The following is a 24,865-nucleotide window of genomic DNA, read 5'->3' as shown; positions in this document are numbered from 1 at the left end:
TGCGGTAAGCGTTAGCCCGTTCGCCGCCGATCGCGGGCAAGTGACCACTCAGCGCGACTCTCCGGCAGTGGAGCAACACGACTTGTCACCGACGATCTCGGAATGGTTACGGTGCTCCGCGTCGTCGAACCGCTCCCCCTCGGGCTCGGCGAGAACTGCTCCCCTGACACGTTGGAGATCTCCTCATGGCTGGACGTCACCGCAAGCCCACGAACACCGGCCGCCGCGTCGCCCGCGCCGGTGCGCTGACCGCGATCGCCGCCGCACCGCTGGGTGTCGCCGGCACCGCGATGGCGGCGCCGTCCGCACCGGCCGCGCCGTCGGTCGAGAAGACGTCGACCTGGGACAAGCTCGCGCACTGCGAGAGCACCGGGAACTGGGACGCCGACACCGGCAACGGCTTCAAGGGCGGCCTGCAGTTCACCCCGTCCACCTGGAAGGAGTTCGGCGGCAAGGAGCATGCACCGTCGGCCGACCAGGCCACCCGCGCCGAGCAGATCGAGGTCGCGAAGAAGGTGCAGGACCAGCAGGGCTGGAAGGCCTGGCCGGCGTGCACCAAGAAGCTGGGCTGGCGCTGATCTCCTGTCCCGTGAGTGCCACACTCGCGGTGTGAGCACCGACCTCGACCCGGTCCGTCGCATCGTCCCCGCCGAGCACGGCCTGTGCTCGGTGAGCGTCGTGCGGGCCGACGGCACCCCGCACTCGTCCCTGGTCAACGCCGGGGTGCTGGAGCATCCGACCACCGGTGAGCCGGTCGTCGGATACGTGACCTACGGGCCGGTCAAGCTGCGCACACTCCGCGCGCGACCGGCCACGTCGATCCTCTTCCGCGCCGGATGGCGCTGGGTCGGCGTCGACGGCATCAGCGAGCTGATCGGCCCCGACGACCCCCACGACGGCATCGACGCCGAGGGCCTCCGGGTGCTCCTGCGCGACGTGTTCACCTCCGCCGGTGGCACGCATGACGACTGGGACGCCTACGACGCCGCCATGCGCGCCGAGGGCCGCGTCGCCGTCCTCGTCCGTCCGACGAAGGTCTACGGCAACCACTGAGCGCAGAGCGGAGCGGAGTCGCGCATCGGGGCTGAGCGCGGAGCGGAGCGGAGCCGCGCATCGGGACTGAGCGCGGAGCGGAGCAAAGCCGCGCATCGGGGCCGAACCGGCTTTCCCGGCGCACCGATGTTGCGTCGTGCAACGAACTGGTGTTTCCTGCTTCCTAGTTGATTAGCGTCAGTCAACTAGTGGAGGGGGAGTCGTGGCCGTCATCGACCGTGTCGCCGGCCCGTCGGAGCAGAGCTCCGGACCGGGCCCGAACTACAAGTGGATCGCGCTGTCGAACACCACGCTCGGCATGCTCATGGCCACGATCAACTCCTCGATCGTGCTGATCGCCCTGCCGGACATCTTCCGCGGCATCGGCATCAACCCCCTCGAGCCCGGCAACACCAGCTACCTGCTGTGGATGATCATGGGCTTCCTGGTCGTCACCGCGGTGCTGGTGGTGGGGTTCGGCCGCCTCGGCGACATGTACGGCCGGGTCAGGATGTACAACCTGGGCTTCGCGGTCTTCACCGTCGCGTCGATCTTCCTGTGGCTCACCTGGCAGCAGGGTGACGCGGCCGCGCTGTGGCTGATCGGCTGGCGGATCGTGCAGGGCATCGGCGGCGCGTTCCTGATGGCGAACTCCTCGGCGATCCTGACGGATGCGTTCCCCCAGCGTCAGCGCGGTCTGGCACTGGGCATCAACGGCGTCGCCGCGATCGCCGGCTCGTTCTTCGGCCTCGTCATCGGCGGCCTGCTCGGACCGATCGACTGGAAGCTCGTCTTCCTGGTCTCGGTGCCGTTCGGCCTGTTCGGGACCGTGTGGGCCTACCTCAAGCTCCGCGACACCGGCGAGCGCCGCCCGGCGAAGATGGACTGGTGGGGCAACATCACCTTCGCGGTGGGCCTGATCGCCGTGCTGGTGGGCATCACCTACGGCATCCAGCCCTACGGCACGTCGGTCATGGGCTGGGGGAGCCCGACCGTGCTGACCTGCCTGATCGGCGGCGTGATCGTGCTCGGCGCGTTCGTGCTGATCGAGCGCAGGGTCGCCAACCCGCTGTTCACGCTCTCGCTGTTCGCGAACCGCCGGTTCACCCTCGGCAACGTGGCCAACCTGCTGGCCTCGCTGGGACGCGGTGGCCTGCAGTTCGTCCTGATCATCTGGCTGCAGGGGATCTGGCTGCCCCAGCACGGCTACTCGTTCCAGGAGACCCCGCTCTGGGCCGGCATCTACATGCTGCCGCTGACGGTCGGGTTCCTCGTCGCGGCGCCGATCTCCGGCGTGCTGTGCGACCGCTACGGCGCCCGCTGGTTCGCCACCGGCGGCATGCTGATCTCCGCGGTCAGCTTCCTGCTGCTGGAGATCCTGCCGATCAATTTCGGCTACGTCCCGTTCGCCGCGATCCTGCTGGTCAACGGCCTGGGCATGGGCCTGTTCTCCTCACCCAACCGCGCCGACATCATGAACTCGCTCCCCGGTGACGCCCGCGGCGCGGGTGCCGGCATGACGGCCACGTTCCAGAACGCGGCGATGGTCCTGTCGATCGGTTTCTTCTTCAGCCTGATGATCGCCGGGCTGTCGCAGAACCTGCCGTCGGTGATGAAGCAGGGGCTGCTCGCCCACGCCGTCCCGGCCGCCGACGCGTCCCGGATCGCGAACCTGCCCCCGGTCGGCGTGCTGTTCGCGGCGTTCCTGGGCTACAACCCGATCCAGGAGCTGCTCGGCTCGACCGTGGGCACGCTGCCCCCGGACCAGGCCGCGATCCTGACCGGGCACAGCTTCTTCCCGGAGCTGATCTCCGGGCCCTTCGCCGACGGCCTGGCGGCCGCGTTCTGGTTCGCCGTGATCGCGTGCGTGGTCGCCGCCGTCGCGTCGTGGTTCGCCGGCGGTCGATCGGCGCCGTCCGGAGAGCACGAGTCGGTCGGTGGGGAGCTCGCCGCCGTCTCCGGTGAGGTCACCGGGATGTCCGAGGTCGTGACGGACGACGAGGTCCCGGACCGGTCGTCCTCCCGCGCCTCCGCCGCCGCGGTTCCCGTGGCCGGCCTCGCGGATGCCGCCGCGGTGCCCCGGGCCGGTCACCACGCCGCCGAGCCCGCCGGTCAGAACGCCGCGGCCGACGACGACCGCCGCCACGCCGAGGCCGGTGAGCTGCTCGGGCGGTTGCAGGCGGGCTCCGGCGCCGTGGGCGTCGACGGCGTCGTGACCGTGACCGACCGCAACGGCCGTCAGGTCGCGCGGACCTCGGCCGTCGGCGGCGAGTACGCCCTGCACGGCCTCCCGCCGGGTACCTACACCGCGGTGGCCAGCGCGCCCGGCTTCCGCCCGGCCGTCACCGCGGTGACGCTCAACGGCGTCGGCGTGGTCCGCGACTTCGCCCTCGACGGCAACGGACTGGTCACCGGCACGGTCACCGCCTCCGACGGCGGCGTCCCGATCCCGGAGGCGCTGGTGATCGCCACCGACGCGCGGGGCCAGGTCGTCGGACGCGTGCAGGCGGGCACCGACGGGACGTTCCGCCTCGCCGGCCTGCCGTCGGGCGCGACGACCGTCGCCGCGAGCGCCACCGACCACGAGCCGTCCGCGCTCACGCTGTCCGTGCAGCCGGGCGCGACGTCGGTCGCCGATCTGGTGCTGTCGTCGACGTCGGGTCTGCTGGCCGGGATCGTGACCGGTCCGGACGGTGCCGGGCTCGCCGGGGCGACGGTGACCGCGCTGAGCCCTGTCGGTGAGGTCGTCGGCACGGTGATGACCGACGGGGCGGGGAAGTACTCGTTCCTCGGGATCCCGGCGGGGGACTACACGGTCGTGGCGAGCACGTTCGCGCCGGTCACGACGTCGGTGGAGGTGCCGGCGGGGGAGGCGGCGCAACTCGATCTGCAGATGGGACGGCCGTCGGTGTCGCAGGCTTGACCTCCTGGTGGACTGCCAGCCCGGGCCTGCCCATCGGCAGACTCGGGTTTCAGCAGGAAGTCAGTGCACGTAGCTCGGTGAGGTGGGGTTCGCAGCGGTCGGTGACAGCGGGATCGAGGTCGTTGACGAGACGGCGCAGCTGAGCGAGCGTGGATGCGATGTCTGCGGTCGGTGTCCGTGTGCCGGCGGGGACGGCCCATTCGGAGTCGAAGATCAGCTGCTCGACGGTGTCGATGCGCTCGTCGAGTTGGTCGGCCCAGCATTGGAGAAGGTCGACATAGCGCTCGTAGTCTTTCGGACGCCAGCTGTCGATCTTCGGCGAGAACGGGGTGTGCTGGGAGAGCCAGTCGGCCACCACGCTGTCCAGAACCGGTGCGATGGCGCGATCGTCGCCGGACGCGAGACTGCAGAAATACAGAAACTTCGTCCCGAACGCGACGCCCAGATGCTTCAGCGGGGAGTTCGCTGCTTGCCGGAAGGCTCGCATGCGGTCACCTTCAACTGCCGGCTCGGCGATCTTCAGTAGACGTTCAGTAGCCTGCTCGTTCTCCTCGAGGATGCGCGCAGTGCGGTAGGGGCCGTAGCCGACAGGGCCGTAGCCCCAGACCATCGCCGCGACGAACGCCTCGCCGGCGCGGTGTGCGTTGTCGATGCCGACAGCCCACTCGGCCGCGTCGCTACGACAAACCTGGGAGGGAAGCTGATCGAGCACGGATCGGTAATCGACCAGCCGGTCACGCCAGGATCGCGGGTACCACCGCATGGCTATTTGCTCTTTCCGGCCGTCCGCAATCCATCGATCATGCGCCTCACGGAGGACGAGGGGTATGGCGATCTCAGGCATGAGCGCACCGTAGGGCGGACCGCGCCCGCACTATGGCGATGTCACCGGATCGGGTGGGCATTCTGATTAGCGGTGTACTGGCGTCCGTCCGAGACACGTCGCAGTTGATCAGTGGCCGGTCGGTCACTCGATCGGGTCTCCCATGACACGATCACGTCGCACGGTCGGCACGATGTGTGGCGGTCCACCGTCGGCGAGCGCGTAACGCAGCTTGATCGACTCTCGATGTGCGGTGAGGTATGGCCGCAAGGGGGAAATGAGACGAAGCTGGGCACGATCCTGGACCAGATCGACGCGGGATCGATGCTCCTGCCGGAGTTCCAGCGTGGGTACGTGTGGAACCGCGATCAGGTGCGCGGCCTGATGCGATCGCTCTACCACGGCTATCCCGTCGGGGCGTTGCTCGTGTAGGAGACCGAGGGAGTCGGTCAGGCCGTCCGCGGTAGCGCGTCCACCGCCGGGCAGAAGCAGCTCCTCCTGGACGGTCAGCAGCGCGTCACGACGCTCTACGGGATCATGCGTGGACGGGCGCCGTCCTTCTTCGAGGGCGACCCGGAGGCGTTCTCAGGCCTTCGTTTCAACGTCGAGACCGAGGCGTTCCAGTTCTACGCCCCGATGAAGATGAAGGACGACCCGCTCTGGATCGACGTCACGAAGCTGTACGCCGGTGGCTTCTCGGCGTCGTTCGGGCAGCTACGGGACCTGACCTGGGCCGCGGATCGCCTCGACCTCTACGTGGACCGGCTCCAGCAGCTGCGCAACATCGGGGACCGCGAGTTCCACATCGAGCAGATCACCGGTGCGGACAAGACCGTCGACGTGGTCGTCGACATCTTCAACCGGGTCAACTCCGGCGGAACGAAGCTGTCGAAGGGTGACCTGGCGCTGGCTCGGATCTGCTCCGAGTGGGGCGACGCGCGCCCGACGATGCGCCGCAACCTCGACCGCTGGGCCGAGCGGGACCTGAGCTTCACCCCGGACTGGCTGCTGCGCAACGTCAACGCCGTCGCGACCGGCCGCGCACCGTTCTCCGCCCTGGAGGACGTCTCGGCGTCCGATTTCGAGGACGCGCTCTACAAGACGCTGCACAACATCGACTACGTGCTCGGTCTGCTGTCCGGGCGGCTCGGGCTCGACCACGATCGCGTCCTGATGGGGCGGTACGCGGTCCCGGTGCTGTCGCGGCTCATGCACCGCACCGGCGGACGCTTCGCCGACAACGCCGAGACCGACCGCGCCCTGTACTGGTACGTCCACGCGGCCCTGCGCGGGCGGTTCGCCGGCTCGACTGAGACGTTCCTGGCCAAGGACCTGGAGACCGTCGAGGCGAGCGGGATCGACGGCGTGATCGCGAGCCTGAGCCGCACACGCAAGAACAACATGTCGATCGACGCCGAGGACTTCGAGGGCGTCGGGAAGGGCTCGCGCTCCTACCCGCTGCTTTACATGATCACCAGAGTCCGGGACGGGCGGGACCTCCTCACCGGCCGATCGCTGGGCCATGAGTCCGCCTCGGTCGAGGTGCACGAGATCTTCCCGAAGGCCGCGCTGGCCAAGCACGGCTACACACGGGCCGAGGTCAACGCGATCGCGAACTTCGCGTTCGTGAGCCCGTCGTCGGCGGTCGGGCTGTCCGGCGCGGATCCGGCGGCCTACCTGACCGGGCTTCAGCCACAGGTCCTGACCTCGCAGTGGATCCCGCAGGACCCGCGCCTCTGGGAGATCGAGAACTACCGGGAGTTCCTCACCGCACGGCGTGAGCTGCTTGCGGCTGCGACCGGGGAGTTTCTCGACGACCTGCTGGCCGGGCGACACCCGTGGGACCGCGAGCTGCAGGTGGTCCAGGTGTCTGAGGAGCCGGCCGAGTCCGATGTGCGCGTCGCGCAGATCTCGGCTCTGGTGGAGGAGTTCGCCGAGCTCGGGTTCTCTTCGGCGGCGCGGGACGCCGAGATCGCCGACCCCGAGACGGGACGGGTCCTGGCCGTGGCCGAGCTGTTCTGGTCCGACGGGTTGCAGGCCGGTCAGGGCAAGCCGGTCGTCCTGGAGCTCGACCCGGACGAGGCCGACCTGCCGCGGCTGATGGAGCTCGGCTACGAGGTCTTCTCCTCGGTGGACACCTTGCGGGGCTTCGTCCAGCGTCGTAGCGCCGTGGTCTCGGGGGACGAGGAGGACCAGGGCGTCGGTGCCCCGGTCGAGCCCGTCGTCGACATCCCCGAGGTGGAGGACGGTGCCTTCGACCGAGTCATGTTCGGGGTGATCGAGACCTGTCGCACCGAGCTTGGCTACAACCCGCAGTACCTGCGGGAGATGGTGCTGCAGCACGGGGCCGTCGGGGCGACCCGGCGGCTCCTCGCCTCGCCGACGGTCAGCGACGGGTTCGTGCGGCTCTGGGACGCCGGCCGACTCGATCTGACGGTCGAGGCGCTGGTCGTCGACCCGCGCTTCGTGTCGCTCTTCGGTGATCGCGAGCGCGCGGTCGCACAGGACCGTCTGGACCGTTCGCGTCAGGGTGTCGACCGGACGGCGTGAGCGCTTGATCGATCTGCCCGTTCGATAGGGTCGCATGACCCGTGCGCGTCACGAAGCAATCTCGAGGAGTGACAAGTGGGTCAGGGAACCGAGCCTCTCGCCAGTCAGGTGAACGCACTGCTGGACGGCAAGTTGGTGATTCCGTCCATCCAGCGCGGCTACGTCTGGCGGCGGCCGCAGGTGCCGTTCCTGCTGGACTCGCTCTACCGCGGCTACCCCGTGGGGGCCCTCCTCATCTGGAAGACGACCCTCGAGGTCCCGTTGCGTACGGCGGCGGTCCTGCAGGACACCCCGACCTACGACCACCCGGCGATGTTGCTCGACGGGCAGCAGCGTCTGACGTCGCTGGCGAAGATCATCCGTCCGGACGCGGTCAAGGTCGGACCCGCGCTCGACGTCCGGTTCGACCTTCGTGACGAGACGTTCGTGAATCCGAGTGCGGTCCAACGCAAGGATGCACTGCTCATCCCGGTCACCGATGTCCTGCAGGAGGCGCCCCAGTTCGCCACGCTCCTCCGCCAATCAGGTGTCGATCCGGATCATCCGGACTTCGACACGTACTACAGCCGGCTCAAGCGCGTGCACGACATCCGCAGGTACCCGACACCGATCCTGACCGTGGAGTCCGACGACTACGAAGAGGTCGCCGAGATCTTCGCCCGGGTCAACCAGGGCGGTCGACGGCTATCGAAGGGCGACCTCGTGTTCAGCGCCATCGCCGCGCGCTGGCCGGAGGGCCTCGACACCATCGACCAGTTCACCGACGAGCTCGACCGCGAGAACTTCGCTCTGGACCGGGAGGCGGTCCTCCGGCTCACCGGGCTGCTCGCCGGCGTCGGCGCGCACGCGATCAAGCTGATCGGCCCGCGGATCAGCGGCGACGACCTGAAGCGTGCCTGGGCCGAGACGGAGAGCGCTCTGCGATCGGCCGTCGACTTCCTCCGGAGCGAGTGCGGGATCCCGCGCTCCGCGGCGCTCACGTCCCCGAACGTCGTGGTGGTCCCGGCCTACCTGCTGCACCGCCGCAAGACTCGGCTCACGCCCGAGGAGGTGTCGGGTCTGCGGCGCTGGGTCTACACGGCGATGGCGTTCAGCCACTATTCCAGCCAGGTCGAGAGCAAGCTCGACGCCGAGGCACGGCTCATCAACTCCGAGGAGGGGCAGCGCCTGGTCGACGAGCTGATCCGGCGCGCGTCCGGACCGCGGTCGATGGACAGCCCGCTCTCGCCGGCCGATCTGGAGCGGCGTGGCGTCACCTCGTCGTTCTTCACCCTCCTCTACATCGCGGCACTCGGGGCAGGGGTGAAGGACTGGCACAGCCACATCGCGATGAGCGCCCAGCCGATGACGTCCACCAGCAAGATCGAGTACCACCATGTCTTCCCGAAGGCGAGGGTGTCCCGCCGCTACGGCAACGAGCTGACGAACAGCCTCGCCAACCTCGCGTTCATCTCGGGCAAGACGAACCGCGAGATCGGCGCGAAGGATCCCGCCGGATACCTGCCGAAGATCCATGCCGAGCGTCTGACCGAGCAGTGGATCCCGGGGGAGGAGACCTGGCACGTCGATCGCTTCGAGCAGTTCCTCGCCGCTCGGCGCGAGGCTCTGGCGGCGGTGCTGAACGACATGCTCGGCCTTCCGCCCTACACGCCGGGTGCTGCGCGGAGCCAGCTCGATGAGATGCCCGAAGACGACGAGCAGATTTCCGTCGAGGAGGTCTGAGGCGTGCCTGCACCCGTTCCGGGACCACCGCCGAGCTCGGTCCGCCGCTGGTTCCAGGAGCGTCCGTCCGACTACTCCTGGGAGCAGGACGGACTCGACCACGTCAAGCGCCTGCTCCCCGCCGCGGAACCCTTCCGCGCGTGGGCGACGTTCTCCTTCACCGCCCAGTCCGGCCGCATCCACGAGTGCGACCTGTTCATCGCCGTCCCCGGCGGTCTCTACCTGGTCGAGCTGAAGGCCCATCCGGGCACGGTCGGCAACCAGGGTGACGACTGGGTGTTCCACGAGCAGGGCCGCGACTGGCCCCGCACCCTGCGCAACCCCCTGCACTTCACCGACCTGAAGTCCAAGGAGCTGAAGGGGCGCCTGGAATGGGCGGCGAAGCGCAAGGGCATGCGCAACCTGCGCATCCCGCGCGTCGAGCCGGCCGTGTTCCTGACCCACCCCGGCCTGGTGTCGAAGCTCGACGACGTCCAGAGCACCCGGGTCTACGGACGCGACGAGGCATCCGAGGGACTGCCCTGGATCTGGCGTGACCTGCTGTCCCAGCCTCCACAGAGTGAGGGACGGAGGATCAATCCGGCGTTCTCCCGCGACATCCTGCCGACCCTGATGTCCGAGATCGGGATCCGTGCCGCCACGGCGCACCTGCGATTCGGCGACGACTGGCAGCTCGCTCCGTCGGTCCTCGACGCCGGCCCGGCGTGGGAGGACCGGCTCGCGCAGCGCTCCGGGATCGTCTCCGAGTCCGGGCGGGTCCGCATCTACCTCACCGAGGAGCAGGCCGGCGAGGAGCGCAAGGCGCAGGTCGAGCGGGCGGCGAGGCGCGAGTACCAGGTGCTGCAGGGCATCACGCACCGCGGGATCGCCCAACCGGTGCAGATCCGCGAGCATCAGGGTCGTCCGGCGATCCTGTTCCGGCACGACTCCGCCGACCTACGGCTGGACTCCTACCTCGGCCTGTTCGCGGCCCGGCTCACCCCGGAGTCACGGCTCGAGCTGGTCCGCCAGCTCGGCGAGGCCGTCCGCTACGCGCACAGCCGCTCGCTCTACCACCGCGCCCTGGCCGCCCGGTCGGTCTATGTCTCGGCCCGCCCGGACGGCCGCGAGCCCACGCTGCGGGTGATCGACTGGCAGACGGCGGCGCGGGACTTCGACCCGGGCGTCAACTCGTCGATCGGGGTGTCCTCGCTGGGGGACGACGTCGTCGCCGACTCCGCAGGCCCGTACCTCGCACCGGAGTTCGACTCGCCGTTCCCCGACCCGGTCGAGCTCGACCTGTTCGGGCTCGGGGCGATCGCCTACCTGATCCTCACCGGTCGTGCGCCCGCGGCGAACCGGGCCGAGATGATCGAGCGCGTCCGCAACGACGGCGGCCTGCACCCGCACGGCGTCGACGGCACCCTGCCCCAGGCGATCGACGAGCTGGTGTTCGCTGCGACCCGCTCGGCGGTCGACCATCGGCTGGAGTCGGCCGAGATGTTCCTGCTCGGACTCGACCGGACCGAGCGGGACTCGGCCCAGCCGGCCCAGCCCCAGGTGGACCCGCTGACCGCGACCGCGGGCCAGCGCGTCGACGGCGAGTGGACCGTCGAGCGCGTCCTGGGGACCGGCTCCACGTCGCGAGCGCTGCTCGTGCAGCGCATCCGCGAGTCCGACGACGGCGAGGAGCAGGCCGAGTACCGCGTCCTCAAGGTGGCGCTCGACGAGCAGAAGGCCGCGAGCCTGCGCACCGAGGCCGAGGTCCTGGAGCGGGTCGGCGGCGCGCAGATCGTGCGCAAGCTCGGTGGACCGCGCACGCTGGCCGAGCGCACCGTGATCGACCTGCAGTACGCCGGGGGCAGCGACCTCGACGGCGGGACACTCGGCTCGTTGCTTCGCGCCGAGGGGCGGCTCAGCTACCACGACCTGGAACGTTTCGGCCGGGACCTGTTCAACGCGCTCGACGTCCTCGCCGGCGAGGGTGTGTGGCACCGCGACATCAAGCCGGACAATCTCGCGATCTTCCGCCGCGCCGACCGGTCCCGGCAGCTGATGCTGCTCGACTTCTCGCTGGCCGGGTCGACCGAGAAGGACATCGGCGTCGGCACCCGCGGCTACCTGGACCCGTTGCTCGACTCGCCCCGGCGCCCGGTCTACGACGACCACGCCGAGCGCTACGCGGTCGCGGTGACGCTGCACGAGATGGCGTCGAAGCAGCGACCGCAGTGGGGCGACGGGCTCACCGACCCGCGCACCACCTCCGACGAGGTGCCGGAACTGGCGTCCGACCAGTTCGACCCGGCGCTGAAGGATGGGTTGATCACGTTCTTCCGACGGGCGCTTCACCGCGACGTCGGGCGGCGGTTCGACACGCTCAAGCAGATGGACGACGCGTGGCGCGCCGTCTTCACCGCCGCCGACCGCCGGCTCCCGGTCGAGACCGACGCGGAGGAAGAGCCGGAGGCGGTCCGCGACACCCTCGCGGCCTCGGCGTCGCCGGAGACGACCCTCGACCACGCCGGCCTCAGCCCGCGTGCCGTGTCCGTCGCCGCCGGCTTCGGAGCGGCCACGGTCGGTGAGCTGCTCAAGGTCCGAACCACCGAGATCGCCCGCGCCCGGGGCGCCGGCGCCGCGGTGCGCAAGGAACTGATCCGCCGGCACAAGCAGTGGGCGCCGCTGCTGCGCGCTCCGGAGCCGGACGTGACCGAACCGGCCGCCGACGCCCGGGTCACCGTCGAGGAGCTCGTCACGCTGCTCGCCAGGCCGTTCGCCACACAGCGGCGCTCGAAACAGGGCGACGTGGCACGGGCGACGCTGGGCCTCGACGTGAACCTGCCGCGATGGCCGAGCCAGACCGCGATCGCCAAGGCGGTCGGGACGACACAACCGACGGTGTCGAAGAACCAGCAGACGTTGTTCGAGAACTGGGCGGAGTCGCCGCAGCTGGCCGACGTCCGCGAGATCCTCGTCGACGTCCTCGGCGGCGCAGGGCGCGTCATGACCGCCCTGGAGCTCGCCACCGTCGTGCGTGCCCGGCTCGGTTCCTCCTCCGACGACGGTGCGACCGCAGCGCTCGCGGTGGTCCGCGCGGCCGTCGAGGCCGAGCTGTGGGCGGGGGAGCAGGCCGAGGACGGCGACGGCCCGCGGCTGGCGGTGTCGCGGCGCGGCGATGACGTCCTGGTCGCGCTCGAGTCGCTGCCCGGTACCGACGACCCCACGCCGTCGGAGCTGGCCGAGCTCGCCGGTGCGCTGGGAACCGCGGCCGACGAGCTCGCCGTGGAGGACCCCCTCCCCGGCCGTGCGGCCGTGCTCCGGCGCCTGCGGGAGATCCCGGTGCCGGAGGGTATGCCTGCGCTGCAGGACACCCGGTTGCTCGCGCTTGCTTCCGCGGCCTCGAAGGACGCTCTCGTCTCGCCGAGTGGTGAGTTGTACCCCCGAGGGCTCGACCTCGTCGCCGCGCTGCGGATCTCGCAGGCGGCGGCCGGCGTGCGCCGCAAGGACCCGAGCGCCCGGTTCCCGACCGGCATCACCGTCGACGCCCTGCTCGACCGGGTCCGTGCCCGGTTCCCGGAGATCCGGCTTGACGCCAGTCCCACCCACGTCCGCATCTCGGAGGCACTCGACGCCGCCGGGTTCGCACTGCGCTACGACACCCGCGACCAGCGCTTCTACCCGGAGGCCCCGCCTGCGCCGCTGGCGTCGTCGACCTCGCTGCCCGCGCGACCGTTCGAGCACTCGGGTCGGGATGGTGTGCGACGACAGCTCGACCGGGCCGTCGACCGCGGCGGTTTCGTCGCGCTCACCCTGCGCGGCAAGGACCTTCCCGGTACGGCCGAGATGGTGGCCGAGACGTGGCAGGTGCGCCCGCTCGACGTCGGCGCAGTGTTCCTCAACGAGTTGCGGGGTATTGCGTCCGAACGTGGCCGTGACTGGTCCGCGATTGTGAGGAGCGACCTGAAGTTCACCGAGACCGAGCAGATGTCGCGCGGCCTCGACTCCTGGGTGCGGCTGGCGTGGGAGCGGACCGGGAAGCGGATCGACGCCGAGTCCGACCCGGAGACCGTCGTGTTCCTGCACGACGCCGGACTGCTCGCGCGCTACGCCGAGTCCGGTGGCCGGGAGCTGCTCGTCCGGCTGCAGGCTGCGGCACGCAGCCCACACCGGGCGCCGCACGGGCTCTGGCTGTTGTGCCCGGCGGAGTCGGCGGTCGGGGCGGCGCAGCTGGACGGGATGGTCGTCGAGGTGGTGGACGGGTCCGAGCGGATCGTGCTGGACCGGGACTCGCTGGGGGAGCTACGGACGGTCGACGTTGTGGCGTGATTCAACGATGAATAAATGATCAACGACGATTGCATCGTTGACGACCATCGACGCAATCAGTGAATCAATGGTGGCGCCACGTCCGGTGGGGGCGTCGGGCGAGCGACAAGTACGAGAGCGGACGATGACGAGCACCGAGTCGACGGCGACGATCAACGCGCTGGTCAAGGACCTGCGCAAGCTGGCGCTTGACCTGGAGAAGGATCTTAAGGTCCGCGCACGGGACGACGAGGAGATCGCCACCCGGCTCGGGAAGGAGTACGAGGCGGCGCGATCCGCGGAACGCACCGCCGCGGGTTACACCGAGTGGCTCGGCGGCCGGGTCACGCAGGCCGCTGCGGCCTGGGTGCTGAGCACGGTGTTCGTACGGTACTGCGAGGACAACGGCCTGATCGACCGGCGGTTCCTGGCTGGGCCGGGGGAGCACCTGGCCGAGGCCGAGGACTACCAGAATGCGTTCATCACCGCGAACCCGACGCTGAACAACCGCAACTGGCTGGAGGCGTCGTTCCAGCACATCGCCGACGCGCACCCAACCGCGGCGGGACTGTTCGACCCAACGCACAACCCGCTGTGGGACATCACGATCTCGTACGAGTCCGCGAACGACCTCATCGCCTTCTGGCGGCGGCGCGACCACAGCGGAACCGCGATCCGGTACGACTTCACCGGGTGGGACACGCGATTTCTCGGCGACATCTATCAGGATCTGTCGGAGGCTGCTCGGAAGACCTACGCTCTATTGCAAACGCCGGAGTTCGTCGAGGAGTTCATCCTCGACCTGACTCTCGATCCGGCCATCGACGAGTTCGGGTTGGATGGACTTCGAACGATCGACCCGGCGTGTGGGTCCGGGCACTTCCTGTTGGGGATCTTCCGGCGGATCCTCACGAGGCTGCGTGCCGAGGAGTCGGGGTCCGACGACTGGTCCGCGATCCGACGAGCGCTCGAGTCCGTGCACGGCTGCGACAAGAACCCGTTCGCGGTGTCGATCGCGCGGTTCCGCCTGCTTGTGGCAGCCGTCATCGAGGGCGATGTGACTCGGCTCGATCGGGCTGGAGTGTTTCCGATCAACGTGGCAGTCGGTGACTCGCTTCTACATGGACGGGGAGTCACCGGGCGTCAGGGTGAGTTGGGTGACCCGACCGATTCGTACGTCTACTCGACCGAGGATATCAACCAGTTTATTCGACAGTGCGACCTTCTTGGTAGATCGAGCTATCAGGTGGTTGTCGGGAACCCACCCTACATCACGGTAAAGGATCGTCGAGACAGTCGAGCATACCGTGACCGGTATACTTCCTGCTCTGGAAAGTACGCGCTCTCAGCTCCCTTTACCGAGCGGCTATTTCAACTCGCGATCCGTGGCGGCAGCGCAAAACCAGCTGGCTTTGTCGGCCAAATTACGTCAAATTCCTTTATGAAACGCGAGTTCGGCGAGAAGCTCGTCCGAGATGTACTGCCGCAGGTTGACCTGACGCACATCGTAGACTGCTCTGGCGCGTATATCCCGAATCACGGAACGCCCACCGTAATTCTTGTCGGTCGCAATGCCGCTTTCCGGAAGGATGCCCCTGTCCGGATACTCCGACGAGTTGAGGGTGAGCCGGCGCCGCCGACGGACCCTGCCTTCGGGTTAGTATGGTCGAGTATTCGAAAGTCGGTAAACGCCCCTGGGTACAAGGATCGGTAGATCACCTCAGCGGATTTAGACCGAGAGCGCTACGTCCTTCGCTACCCGTGGATACTTGCTGACGGCGCCCTAGAGCTTGTCGAGGACATCGAGAACAACGCGAGTTCAAATCCTCTGGCAAGTATAGCGTTCAGGTTGGGATTTTTTGGCGTCATCGGGTCGGACGAGGTCATGGTCGCACCCCCATCGCATTTTGCGAGACTAGGACTTGTGGACGATTTCACGAGCGGTCTAGTCGTTGGCGACGGAGTACGTGACTGGTCGATCGCTGTGTCGGATTCCGTGTACTTCCCTTACGATTCGGACCGTAGTCTAATTGCAGTCGGTCGACTCCAGGGTCACTATAAGCGCCTATGGCCGTTTCGCTCTGTTCTCGAGGGGCGTGCCACTTTTGGAGGTGCGACATATCGCGAAGAGGGCCGACCGTGGTTCGAGTGGCATCAAATTCCGAAGGACGTCGGCTCCAGTAATCTGACCCTCGCCCTGGCTGAAGTGGCTACGCACAACCACTTCGTGCTCGATGATGCAGGGTTAACGTTCAAGCAGACTGCGCCAGTAGTAAAGCTTCGCGCTGGAGCCGTCGAGGACGATGCATTGCATCTATTAGCTGTACTGAATTCGTCAGTGGCTTGCTTCTGGCTTAAGCAGATGTGCCACAACAAGGGAAGTGCAGTAGATGATGAGGGCGCTCGTCAATCTGTAGTGCCGTGGGACGATTTCTATCAGTTCAACAGTCGGAAGCTGGCACACTTTCCAGTAGTGACCAGTTCCGTCCGGGGTCGGTTGATTAGGTACTCGCGTACCCTCCGTGATCTTGCACAGGAACGATTGAGTTGCGATCCCAAATCTGTGCTCGCTGATGGAATAGTTGATCGGCCCGGTCTGGATGCTGCTCGGGCACGGCAGGCTCGTCTTTGTCAGCGATCTGTCACGATGCAAGAAGAACTAGATTGGCTAACTTATGCTGAGTATGGCCTGATTTCTGAAGCCGAGGCCTTGACGCTGACGTCCGCAGCGCCTGAGCCGTTGGCGCTCGGTGAGCGGGCGTTCGAGATCGTGCTTGCGCGGAAGGTTCGGTCTGGAGACGCAGAGGTCGTGTGGTTCGATCGGCATCGATCCTCCCCCATCACCGAGCTTCCGAGGCACTGGAGCGACGCGTATCGGCGCGTGGTCGAAGCCAGGATCGGGGTCATCGAATCTCGTCCCGACATCGCACTTCTGGAAGGGCCGGAGTTCAAGCGTCGCTGGATGGAGGATCCCTGGGAGCGGAGAGAGAGCGAGTCGCTTCGTATCCAAATCCTCGACGTCGTCGACGGACCGGATACATGGTTTGTGATGCGCGACGGCTTCAAGCAGCCGCAACCGTTGACGATCAGTCAACTCTCCGATCGGTTTTCTCCAGACTCCGACGTCCACCGCCTCGCCATGCTCTACGCCGACGATCACCTGGGTCGGCGGGACATGACTTTGGCCCAGGTGTTCGAGGAGGTCGTTGGCGACGCGCACATTCCGTATCTTGCCGCTATGCGCTATCAGGAACCCGGCCTGGCGAAGCGGGAAGAGTGGGAGCGCATGTGGGCTGAACAGCGTGCAGAGGACAGCGGCGGTCGGCTCACAACCTTATCGCCCCCGGAATACAAGCGCGCCGACTTTCGGAAGAACAGCTACTGGTCGCACCGCGGCAAGCTCGACGTCCCCAAGGAGCGGTTCATCTCCTACCCCGAAGCGAGCCCGGACGCCGACCCGACGCTGCTGCTCGGCTGGGCCGGGTGGGATCACAAGGACCAGGCCCAGGCGCTGGTCAACCTCGTCAATGACCGCGCCGCTCAGGCCGGGTGGCCGACCGAGCGGGTCGTGCCGCTGCTCGCCGGGCTGGCCGAGGTCATGCCGTGGGTGCACCAGTGGCACGGTGAGTACGACCCGGAGTGGGACGGGAACCCGGCCGAGGAGTATCAGACCTTCCTCGACCAGCAGCGCGCCGAACGGCAGCTGACCGAGCAGATGTTGCGGGACTGGCGTCCCGCCGCCCCGACCCGCGGACGCCGACCGAGGAGCACCTCGTGACCGACACCTTCCTGCGCGACGTCCTGGACCTGCCGGACTCCGTGCACGCCGGCGATTACAAGATCGAGCTGACCGGCGGCTTCACCGAGGAGCAGACCGCCGCCCGCGTCCGCGAGTACGTCGTCACCCCGCAGCTCGCGACCGCGTTCGACGACGCGCTCGGCCTCGTCAGCGCCGGGGCCCGCAGCGGCAACTCCCATGCCGCCTACCTGCACGGGTCATTCGGTTCGGGCAAGAGCCACTTCCTGACCGTGCTGCACGCGATTCTGAACAACGACGAGGTCGCCCGGGGCAAGCCGAGCCTGCAACCGACCATCGCCAAGCACGACGACTGGTTGCGCGGCAAGCGGTTCCTGATGGTGCCCTATCACCTCATCGGTGCCGCCGACCTCGACTCCGCGCTGCTCGGCGGCTATGTCGCCACCGTCGCCGACCTGCACCCCGATGCACCGCCGCCGGCGGTCTACCGCTCCGACGCGATGCTCGACGACGCCCGCCGCATGCGGGCCACCCTCGGCGAGGACGGGTTCATCCGCCTGCTCGGGGACACCGCCGCGACCGACGACGAGGACGACGACCTCGACGTCATCGGCGAGGCCGAGGGCGGCGGCTGGACCTCGAGCGCCCTCGATGCCGCGTTCGCGGCGCCGCCCGGGGACCTGCGGCGCCGGGCCCTGGAGTCCGCCCTGCTCGGCGGCCCGCTCACCGCCTACGCACGCGGTGTCCGCGGCGACGCGGCTGCATTCCTCCCGCTGGAGGACGGCCTCGCGGTCATGACCGACCACGCGAAGAAGCTCGGTTACCAGGGTGTCGTCCTGTTCCTCGACGAGCTCATCCTCTGGCTGCAGGCGCACATGACGAACCGCGAGTTCGTCGACACCCAGGTCTCGAAGCTGGTCAAGCTGATCGAGTCCGGCGTCGCCGGGCGGTCGATCCCGATCGTCTCCTTCATCTCGCGGCAGCGGGACCTGTCCCAGCTCGTCGGCGAGGACGTCACCGGCGCCGACGTGAAGAACCTGGAAGCGCAGGTCGGTTACCTGGCGGAACGGTTCAGCGTCGTCTCGCTGGAGGACTCCAACCTGCCCGCGATCGTCCGCGAGCGCGTCCTCAAGCCGCGGCCGGGCAAGGAGCACCTGCTCGACGAGGCGTTCGCTGGCATCGAGTCCACCCGGGCCGGTGACCGGGACGTCCTGCTCGACGCCACCGGCGTCACCGAGGCGAGCTGGGACGACTTCAAACGCGTCTACCCGCTGTCCCCGGCGCTGCTCAACGTGCTCGTCGTCCTCGCCGGAGCGCTGCAGCGCGAGCGCACCGGGCTGAAGCTGCTCCAGGAGATGCTGCACCGGCGTCGCGACGACATGCGGGTCGGCCAGCTCATCCCGATCGGTGACCTATGGGACGTGCTCACCGACGGCGCCGGCGCCGCATTCAGCTCCACCCTGCGCAAGGAGGCCGACGCGGGAAAGCGGTTCCACGACCGCGTCCGCGCCCACCTGCTCGGGCTCTACAAGTCCGAGGACGACCCGCGCTACGTCGCCGCCGACCGGTTCGTGAAGACGATGCTGCTCGCGTCGCTGGCCCGTGAGGTCCCGGCGCTCAACCGGCTGACCGGTGCCCGGCTCGCGGCGCTCAACCTGGGGTCGATCAAATCACGCACCGTCGAGCCGGGGCAGGTCGTGGTCAACCGGCTCCGCGAGCTACAGGCCGAGTTCGGGGAGCTGCGCAGCGAGGGCGACAAGGACCCGGTCTTCGCGCTGCACCTGTCCGACCTCGACGTCGAGCCGATCCTGGACGCCGTCGGAGAGATCGACAACGTCGGCGCCCGCCGGATCTGGATCAAGGACCGGCTGTGGTCGGCGCTGGGTGTGCCCGACCAGCAGTCATTCGTCTCCGAGCGCGAGCACGTGTGGCGCGGCACCCGGCGCACGGTCGAGTTCGTCTTCGGGAACGTGCGGGATGCCGTCGACATGCCGGAGGCGCAGTTTCGCCCGAGCGTCGACGGCCGGGTCCGGTTCGCCTTCGACTACCCGTTCGACGAGCACGACTTCTACCCGTCCAGCGACATCCAGCGGGTCGATGCGCTGCGCCGGACCGGCGTCGAGGGCGCCACGCTCGTCTGGATCCCGCACTTCCTCACCGACCAGCGCTCCGCCCAGCTCGGACGCCTCATCAAGATCAATTTTCTGCTGGACAAGAACCGTCTCGACGAGTACGCGGCGCACCTGTCCAGCGACGACCGGATCCGGGTGCGCGTCCAGCTCCAGGCCCAGCGCGACAACCTGACCTCGCAGCTCAGCGCGGCCCTCGACCAGGCGTACGGGATCGCGAAGGCCGACACCACCAGCGTCCGGACCGACCTCGACGACGGGGTGGTCAGCACACTCACGCTGCTGCCCGGCCATCAGGCGCGGCTGGCAGGCGGGGCGTCGATGCTGCAGAACGTGGAGACGCTCGCCGACGGCCTGTTCGCCACCCTCTACCCGCAGCACCCCGACTTCGACACGGCGGGCAAGCGCAAGCCCATCACGACCGGTGAGTTGCGCACCGTGCTCCGGTGGATCACCGAGGCCATGTCGACCGGGGACCGACGGACCGAGGTCGCGAGCAAGGACCTGCAGCTCGTGCGCCGGGTCGTGCACGGTCTCAAGCTCGGCGAGGTCACCGACGGCCCGCTGTACCTGCACGTCGACTGGAAGCAGCGGATCGAGCAGCACGCAGCTGCGAAGGGCGTCACCGGCGACTTCGCCGTCGACGAGATGCGCGGGTGGATCGCCGAGCTGGCGGGCCCCGGGCTCGACCGGCCGGTGGCGAACCTGGTCGTCGCCACCTACGCGCTGCTCGCCGACCGTGCGTGGGTCCACCACGGCACGCCGACATCGGAAGCCCCCGACCTCGACCGGATGGGCGCCGGAGATGCACTGCGCGCCCAGGAGCTGCCGGACGCCGAGGAGTTCGCACGGGCTCGGAACCGGGCCGCGGACCTGTTCGGTGTCACTGTGCCCGAGCCGCTGTTCGCGCGGAACGTGCAGCAGCTCGCCGTGAAGGTGCGGGCGAGGATCGTGGAGCTGGAGGGCGACGTTGTCGCCGTGTGGCAGATCCTCGGCAAGCACACCGCCGATCTCGGGATCGACGCCGACGCGCGGCGCGTGACGAGTGCCCGTGCCGCCGCCGATCTGTTGGCGGCCCTGTCGGGGAACAAGGATGCGACGGCGTTCGTCCGCGCCCTCGCTACAATTGACGGTGACGGACCGTCCGATCCCGTGCTCGGTGCCGCGATCGTGTCGTCGCCGTCGGTGAAGCGGGCCCTGGACGGGATGCAGTGGCAGCTGCTGCGCTCGGCGCTCAACCTCCGAAATCACGCAAAGGTCGGGGAACGGGCTCAGCGACTGGCCGATCGGCTGGCAAGCGTCACCGCTGTCGACCAGTTCGAGGTGGATCTCGCCGCAGTCCTCGACGGTTCCGAGGCCGAGGTCATCGAGATCGTGTCCGGTGCGACGGACGATCCGCCGCCTCCGCCTCCGCTCCCGGACCCGCCGAACCCCCCGCCTCCTGGACCCGATCCGGACACCGGCGGTGGAGGGCCGCCGTTGCGCAGTGGCCACAAACAAGCGGTCGCCGCCGAGATCGGAACTTTCCTCGACGAGCTCCGCGATGAGATCCGGCAGCACCCTGGTGCCCGATACGAGGTGACCTGGCGGGTCGTCGACGAGGGGACGCAGTGACGCCACCCGAGCTTGACGACCGCACGGTCGGGCAGCTCCTGCGCAGTTATCTGCCGCTGGAACCCGGACGCCGGCTCGTCCTCGTGCACGGCCGGTACGCGTCGGCTGCTCGGGCGACGTTCACCGTCGAGATCGATGGCACCGCCCGCGCGGTGACCGTGCAGGACCAGCAGTCGGTGCTCGGGGTGCTCGGGGCCTGGCAGGAGCACCGGGAGTCGGGTGCCGAGGGCTCCCTGCTCGTCGTCACCACGGGCGTGCCCGACCGCAAACTCGGTTGGGACCTGCGCGGGCACGCGCTACGCCGCGGCACTCTCACCGTCGACCGGGCCGAGATCGTCGCGCAGCGTTTCGGCGCCGCCGAGGTCGAGCCGCGAGTGCGGCGCGAGCCGTGGCTGCTCGACGCCCTGCTCGCAGCAGAGCCACCGCAGGGATGGGCGAGGAGCGGCCCGGTCCTGACCTACGTGGCAGCCGTCCGCGCGCTCGTCGCGACCCGCTTCGGCCTGGCCGAGGCCGTCCCCGACGCCGGTGCGCTCCTCGAGTGGTCGCAGACCTCCGGGCCTGACCGGTTTGTCGCGCTCCCCGACGCCGAACAGGAAGGTCTCGGGGAATGGCTGACCGAGACCGTCGGGCCGTTCGCGGCGCTGTTCACCGGGCTCGTCCGGGCCGGCCGCGCAGCGGATGTCCTGCCGCTCGGGGTACTGGTGTCCCTCATCGACGAACCGGGTGTGCCCGCCCAGACCACGATGGCCGTCGGCAGTCTGCTGAGTGACGTGCGTAGCGACGCGCGCACCCGCGGTGCGTTCGTCACCGCCGTGTTGGGAACGCTGGAGCGGTGGATCAGCCACGCCGAGTCCGGCGGTGCCGGCGGAGGTGAGGCCCGTGACCGGGTGCTGGAGGTACTGAACCGTGCGGATGCGATCGCGGCCGACCGGGGCATCGAGGCCGGTGATCACCCCTTCCTGCCGTCGGGGTTCCGTAGGCGGCTGGACGCTGTCGCCACCGCCCTCACCCCAGAGCCCGACGACACCACCGTGTCCGTTGCGCTCGGCGCGCTCGACCGCCTGCGGGAGCACCGGGTCGCGCGGCTGCACCCCGAGCGGGTCGCGGCCGCCACGATGTCGGTCCGGCTCCTGCGCTGGCTTGCCATTCCGGACTCTCCGCAGGACTCCGTCGGCCACGCAGTGACCGCGCAGCTGCGGATCGGCGGCTGGGTCGACCGGGCCCTCACCGTCGTCTGGGCGGGGGAGAACTCGGCGACAGCCTCGGTCGGCCACGCGTTCGGACGCATCCACGACGCGGCCCGAGCCCGCCGTGACGATCTCGACGAGCGCTTCGCGGCACGTCTCCGGACCTGGACCGAGCACGCCGCCGCCACCGCGCCCGGTGGGGCAATGGTGGTCGAGAACGCCCTCGACGCCGTGGCCGCTCCGCTGCTCACCGGCGACACCGCACCGCTGATCATCGTCGTCGACGGGATGAGCGCCGCTGTCGCCACCGAGCTCGGCGAGCAGATCCTCGACCGCGGATGGACCGAGGTCAGCCGCGACGGCGCCGGGCGTGAGGCGGCCGTCGCCGTCGTCCCGTCGGTGACCCGGGCCTCGCGCACGAGCCTGCTCACCGGGAAGGCGGCGACCGGCGACCAGACGACCGAGCGCGACGGCTTCACCGCGCTGTGGAAGCGACACGGTCGCGGTGCGGACCTGCTGCACAAGGCCGATATCGCCGGCGCCGCGGGACGGCGGCTCTCCGAGCGCCTGGTCGGAGGGCTCGCCGACCCGTCGACCGTCGTCGGGGTCGTGCTGAACACCGTCGACGACGCCCTCGACCACGGCAGGGAAGGCGACCGCACCGGCTGGCGGCTGCACGACATCACGTATCTCCCCGACCTGCTCGACGCGGCACGCAGCTACGGGCGTCCGGTCATGGTCGTCTCCGACCACGGTCATGTGCTCGAACGGTCCACCGAGTCGGAGAAGTCCGCCAAACAGGCACCGTCGGCGCGGTGGCGCACCGGTACACCGGGGGAGGGCGAGGTCGAGCTGGTAGGGCCCCGGGTGCTGGAAGGCGACGGTCGCGTCGTCGTCCCCTGGAAGGAAGGCATCCGGTACGCCAACCGCCGTGCGGGCTACCACGGTGGCGCGTCTCTGGCCGAGATGACGGTGCCCGTCCTCGTCTTCGTCCCGGCGGGCGAGCACGTCCCTATGGGCTTCTCCGTTCTGGCGTCCGAGGCGACCCGCCCGGCGTGGTGGAACGGCCGTGGCGCGCCGATCGTCTCGTCCGTTTCCGTGGACAAGCCGTCCACGCCGTCGCGTCGACGTCCGAAGAAGCAGCTGGACGACGCACAACCGATGTTCGAGGACATGCCCGTCGTCGTACCGGCGAAGCCTGCTGTGGCCGCGGCGGTCACCCTCGGAGCCCGGGTGGTCAAGACGGCGACGTTCAAGGCGCAACATGCCACGGTCCGGCGCGCACACGAGCCCGCGAAGGTCGCGGCCCTACTCGACGCGCTCAACGACGCGGGCGGCGAGCTCACTGCGACCGCCGCCGTCGCCGAGCTGGGCCGCGCCGGACGTGAACCCGGGCCGGTGCTGGCGCACCTGCAGCGCCTGCTCAACCTGGAGGGTTACCCGGTGATCGCGTTCGACGGACGGACCGTCCGGCTCGACGTCGATGTCCTCAGCATCCAGTTCGGGCTGGACCGCACATGACCGGCCCGGTTAGCGAGGCCCGACGCCGCGACGTCATCGACGCATTGCGGCGCGGCACCGTCCCCGCCTCCGGACTCGACCTGCTCGCGGTCGGGCTGGACCGGTTCGCCGACGCACTGGACGACGACATCCGCACGGCGGCCCGCGGCGGTGCCGCGTTCCACGCCGTCCGCGGCGACTACGGATCCGGCAAGACCTTCTTCGCCCGCTGGCTCGCCGAACGAGCCAAGAGAGCCGGGCTGGCGACCTCGGAGATCCAGATCTCCGAGACCGAGACCCCGCTGCACAGGCTCGAGACCGTCTACCGGCGGCTCACCGAGCAGCTCACCACCAGCACGCACCCGCCGTCCGCGCTGCGAGCGGTGATCGACTCGTGGCTCTACACCCTGGAGGAGGAGATACTCGACGCCGGTGACGTCGACCCCGGCGACGCGGACGGTCTGGCCAGGGCCGTCGACGGGTTGATGGAGCAGCGGCTCGCGGACGTCGCCCGCACCACGCCGGCGTTCGCCGCCGCGATCCGCGGTTACCGGCGTGCTCAGCAGGCCGGCGACGTCGCCACTGCCGAGGGGCTGGTGGCCTGGCTCGGCGGCCAGAAGTCCGTCGCCGCGTCCGCCCGCCGCGCCGCCGGGGTCCGCGGCGACCTCGACCACTTCGGTGCGCTCGGGTTCCTGCAGGGGTTGCTCAGCGTTCTGCGCGACTCCGGGCATCCTGGCCTGCTCGTCGTGCTCGACGAGATCGAGACCCTCCAGCGCGTGCGGGGCGACGTCCGGGAGAAGGGCCTCAACGCGCTGCGCCAGCTGCTCGACGAGATCGACTCCGGACGGTTCCCCGGCCTCTTCCTCGTCATCACCGGGACACCGGCGTTCTTCGACGGGCAGCAGGGGGTGCAGCGACTCCCGCCGCTGGCCCAGCGTCTGGCTACCGACCTGTCGACCGATCCTCGGTTCGACTCGCCGCGGGCGGTGCAGCTGCGGCTCGTCGGCTTCGATCTCGAGCGACTGGGTTCGCTGGGACGGGCCGTGCGTGACCTCTATGCAGGCGCTGCCCGCAACCCGGACCGCGTCCGGTCGACCGTTGACGACGCCTACCTCGACGACCTCGCCCGTGCCCTAACCGGCGAGCTCGGCGGCAAGGTCGGGATCGCGCCGCGCCTCTACCTGCGCAAACTCGTGCAAGACGTGCTGGACCGCGTCGACGAACACGCCGACTTCGACCCGCGCAGCCACTACGCGCTCACCCTGTCCTCGAACGAGATGACCGACGTGGAACGCAACGCCGCCGCGCCGGGCAGTGCCGGGGACGTCTCGCTGGACCTACCGTGAG

9 protein-coding genes and 2 pseudogenes are annotated in these 24,865 nt (G+C 69.1%); 10 read left to right on the top strand and 1 reads right to left on the bottom strand.

The window, feature by feature from the left end; all coding sequences use genetic code 11:
• The first annotated feature begins 185 nt into the window (after positions 1-185).
• The 3 genes from EV383_RS20235 (at position 186) to EV383_RS20225 (ending at position 3,955) form a co-directional block, all read left to right on the top strand.
• Complete coding sequence (locus EV383_RS20235; RefSeq protein WP_130291367.1) at positions 186-578, top strand: transglycosylase family protein; 393 nt, start codon at positions 186-188, stop codon at positions 576-578.
• A gap of 31 nt (positions 579-609) precedes the next feature.
• Entirely contained in the window at positions 610-1,053 is a 444-nt protein-coding gene (locus EV383_RS20230) for a TIGR03618 family F420-dependent PPOX class oxidoreductase (protein ID WP_130291366.1), read from the top strand.
• A 298-nt stretch (positions 1,054-1,351) separates the two neighbouring features.
• Entirely contained in the window at positions 1,352-3,955 is a 2,604-nt protein-coding gene (locus tag EV383_RS20225) for an MFS transporter (protein WP_130294779.1), read from the top strand.
• A 49-nt stretch (positions 3,956-4,004) separates the two neighbouring features.
• Here the strand turns inward: EV383_RS20225 and EV383_RS20220 are convergent, their stop codons facing one another.
• Complete coding sequence (locus EV383_RS20220; RefSeq protein ID WP_130291365.1) at positions 4,005-4,799, bottom strand: 8-oxoguanine DNA glycosylase OGG fold protein; 795 nt, start codon at positions 4,797-4,799, stop codon at positions 4,005-4,007.
• Between the two features lie 225 nt (positions 4,800-5,024).
• On the opposite strand from EV383_RS20220, the pseudogene EV383_RS20215 reads away from it, so the two are divergent.
• The 7 genes and pseudogenes from EV383_RS20215 to brxD all read left to right on the top strand — a co-directional run bounded on the left by EV383_RS20215 (position 5,025) and on the right by brxD (position 24,864).
• A pseudogene (locus tag EV383_RS20215) lies at positions 5,025-7,328 on the top strand (GmrSD restriction endonuclease domain-containing protein).
• A 75-nt stretch (positions 7,329-7,403) separates the two neighbouring features.
• Positions 7,404-9,050 (top strand): GmrSD restriction endonuclease domain-containing protein, encoded by a 1,647-nt coding sequence (locus EV383_RS20210; RefSeq protein ID WP_130291364.1) that lies wholly within the window; start codon positions 7,404-7,406, stop codon positions 9,048-9,050.
• Positions 9,051-9,053: 3 nt separating this feature from the next.
• Positions 9,054-13,352, top strand: a complete 4,299-nt coding sequence (gene pglW / locus EV383_RS20205) for a BREX system serine/threonine kinase PglW (protein WP_130291363.1) — start codon at positions 9,054-9,056, stop codon at positions 13,350-13,352.
• Positions 13,353-13,419: 67 nt separating this feature from the next.
• Positions 13,420-17,109: pseudogene (gene pglX / locus EV383_RS20200) on the top strand (BREX-2 system adenine-specific DNA-methyltransferase PglX).
• Entirely contained in the window at positions 17,106-20,831 is a 3,726-nt protein-coding gene (locus EV383_RS20195; protein ID WP_130291362.1) for a BREX-2 system ATPase PglY family protein, read from the top strand. Before pglX ends, EV383_RS20195 begins: the two are co-directional and overlap by 4 nt.
• Positions 20,828-23,539 (top strand): BREX-2 system phosphatase PglZ, encoded by a 2,712-nt coding sequence (pglZ, locus tag EV383_RS20190; RefSeq protein ID WP_130291361.1) that lies wholly within the window; start codon positions 20,828-20,830, stop codon positions 23,537-23,539. The genes EV383_RS20195 and pglZ overlap by 4 nt, the downstream gene beginning before the upstream one ends.
• Positions 23,536-24,864 (top strand): BREX system ATP-binding protein BrxD, encoded by a 1,329-nt coding sequence (gene brxD / locus EV383_RS20185; RefSeq protein WP_130291360.1) that lies wholly within the window; start codon positions 23,536-23,538, stop codon positions 24,862-24,864. Before pglZ ends, brxD begins: the two co-directional genes overlap by 4 nt.
• Position 24,865: the final 1 nt, after the last annotated feature.

This window comes from Pseudonocardia sediminis (assembly GCF_004217185.1).
In the GTDB taxonomy this organism is placed as follows: domain Bacteria; phylum Actinomycetota; class Actinomycetes; order Mycobacteriales; family Pseudonocardiaceae; genus Pseudonocardia; species Pseudonocardia sediminis.
The sequence above is the reverse complement of the archived record's forward strand: the minus strand, read 5'-3'. Positions and strand labels throughout refer to the sequence as shown.

Coding starts and splice junctions, on each gene's coding strand:
- EV383_RS20235 (WP_130291367.1), top strand. CDS start 186: ATGGCTGGACGTCACCGCAAGCCCACGAACACCGGCCGCCGCGTCGCC.
- EV383_RS20225 (WP_130294779.1), top strand. CDS start 1,352: ATGCTCATGGCCACGATCAACTCCTCGATCGTGCTGATCGCCCTGCCG.
- EV383_RS20220 (WP_130291365.1), bottom strand. CDS start 4,799: ATGCCTGAGATCGCCATACCCCTCGTCCTCCGTGAGGCGCATGATCGA.
- brxD (WP_130291360.1), top strand. CDS start 23,536: ATGACCGGCCCGGTTAGCGAGGCCCGACGCCGCGACGTCATCGACGCA.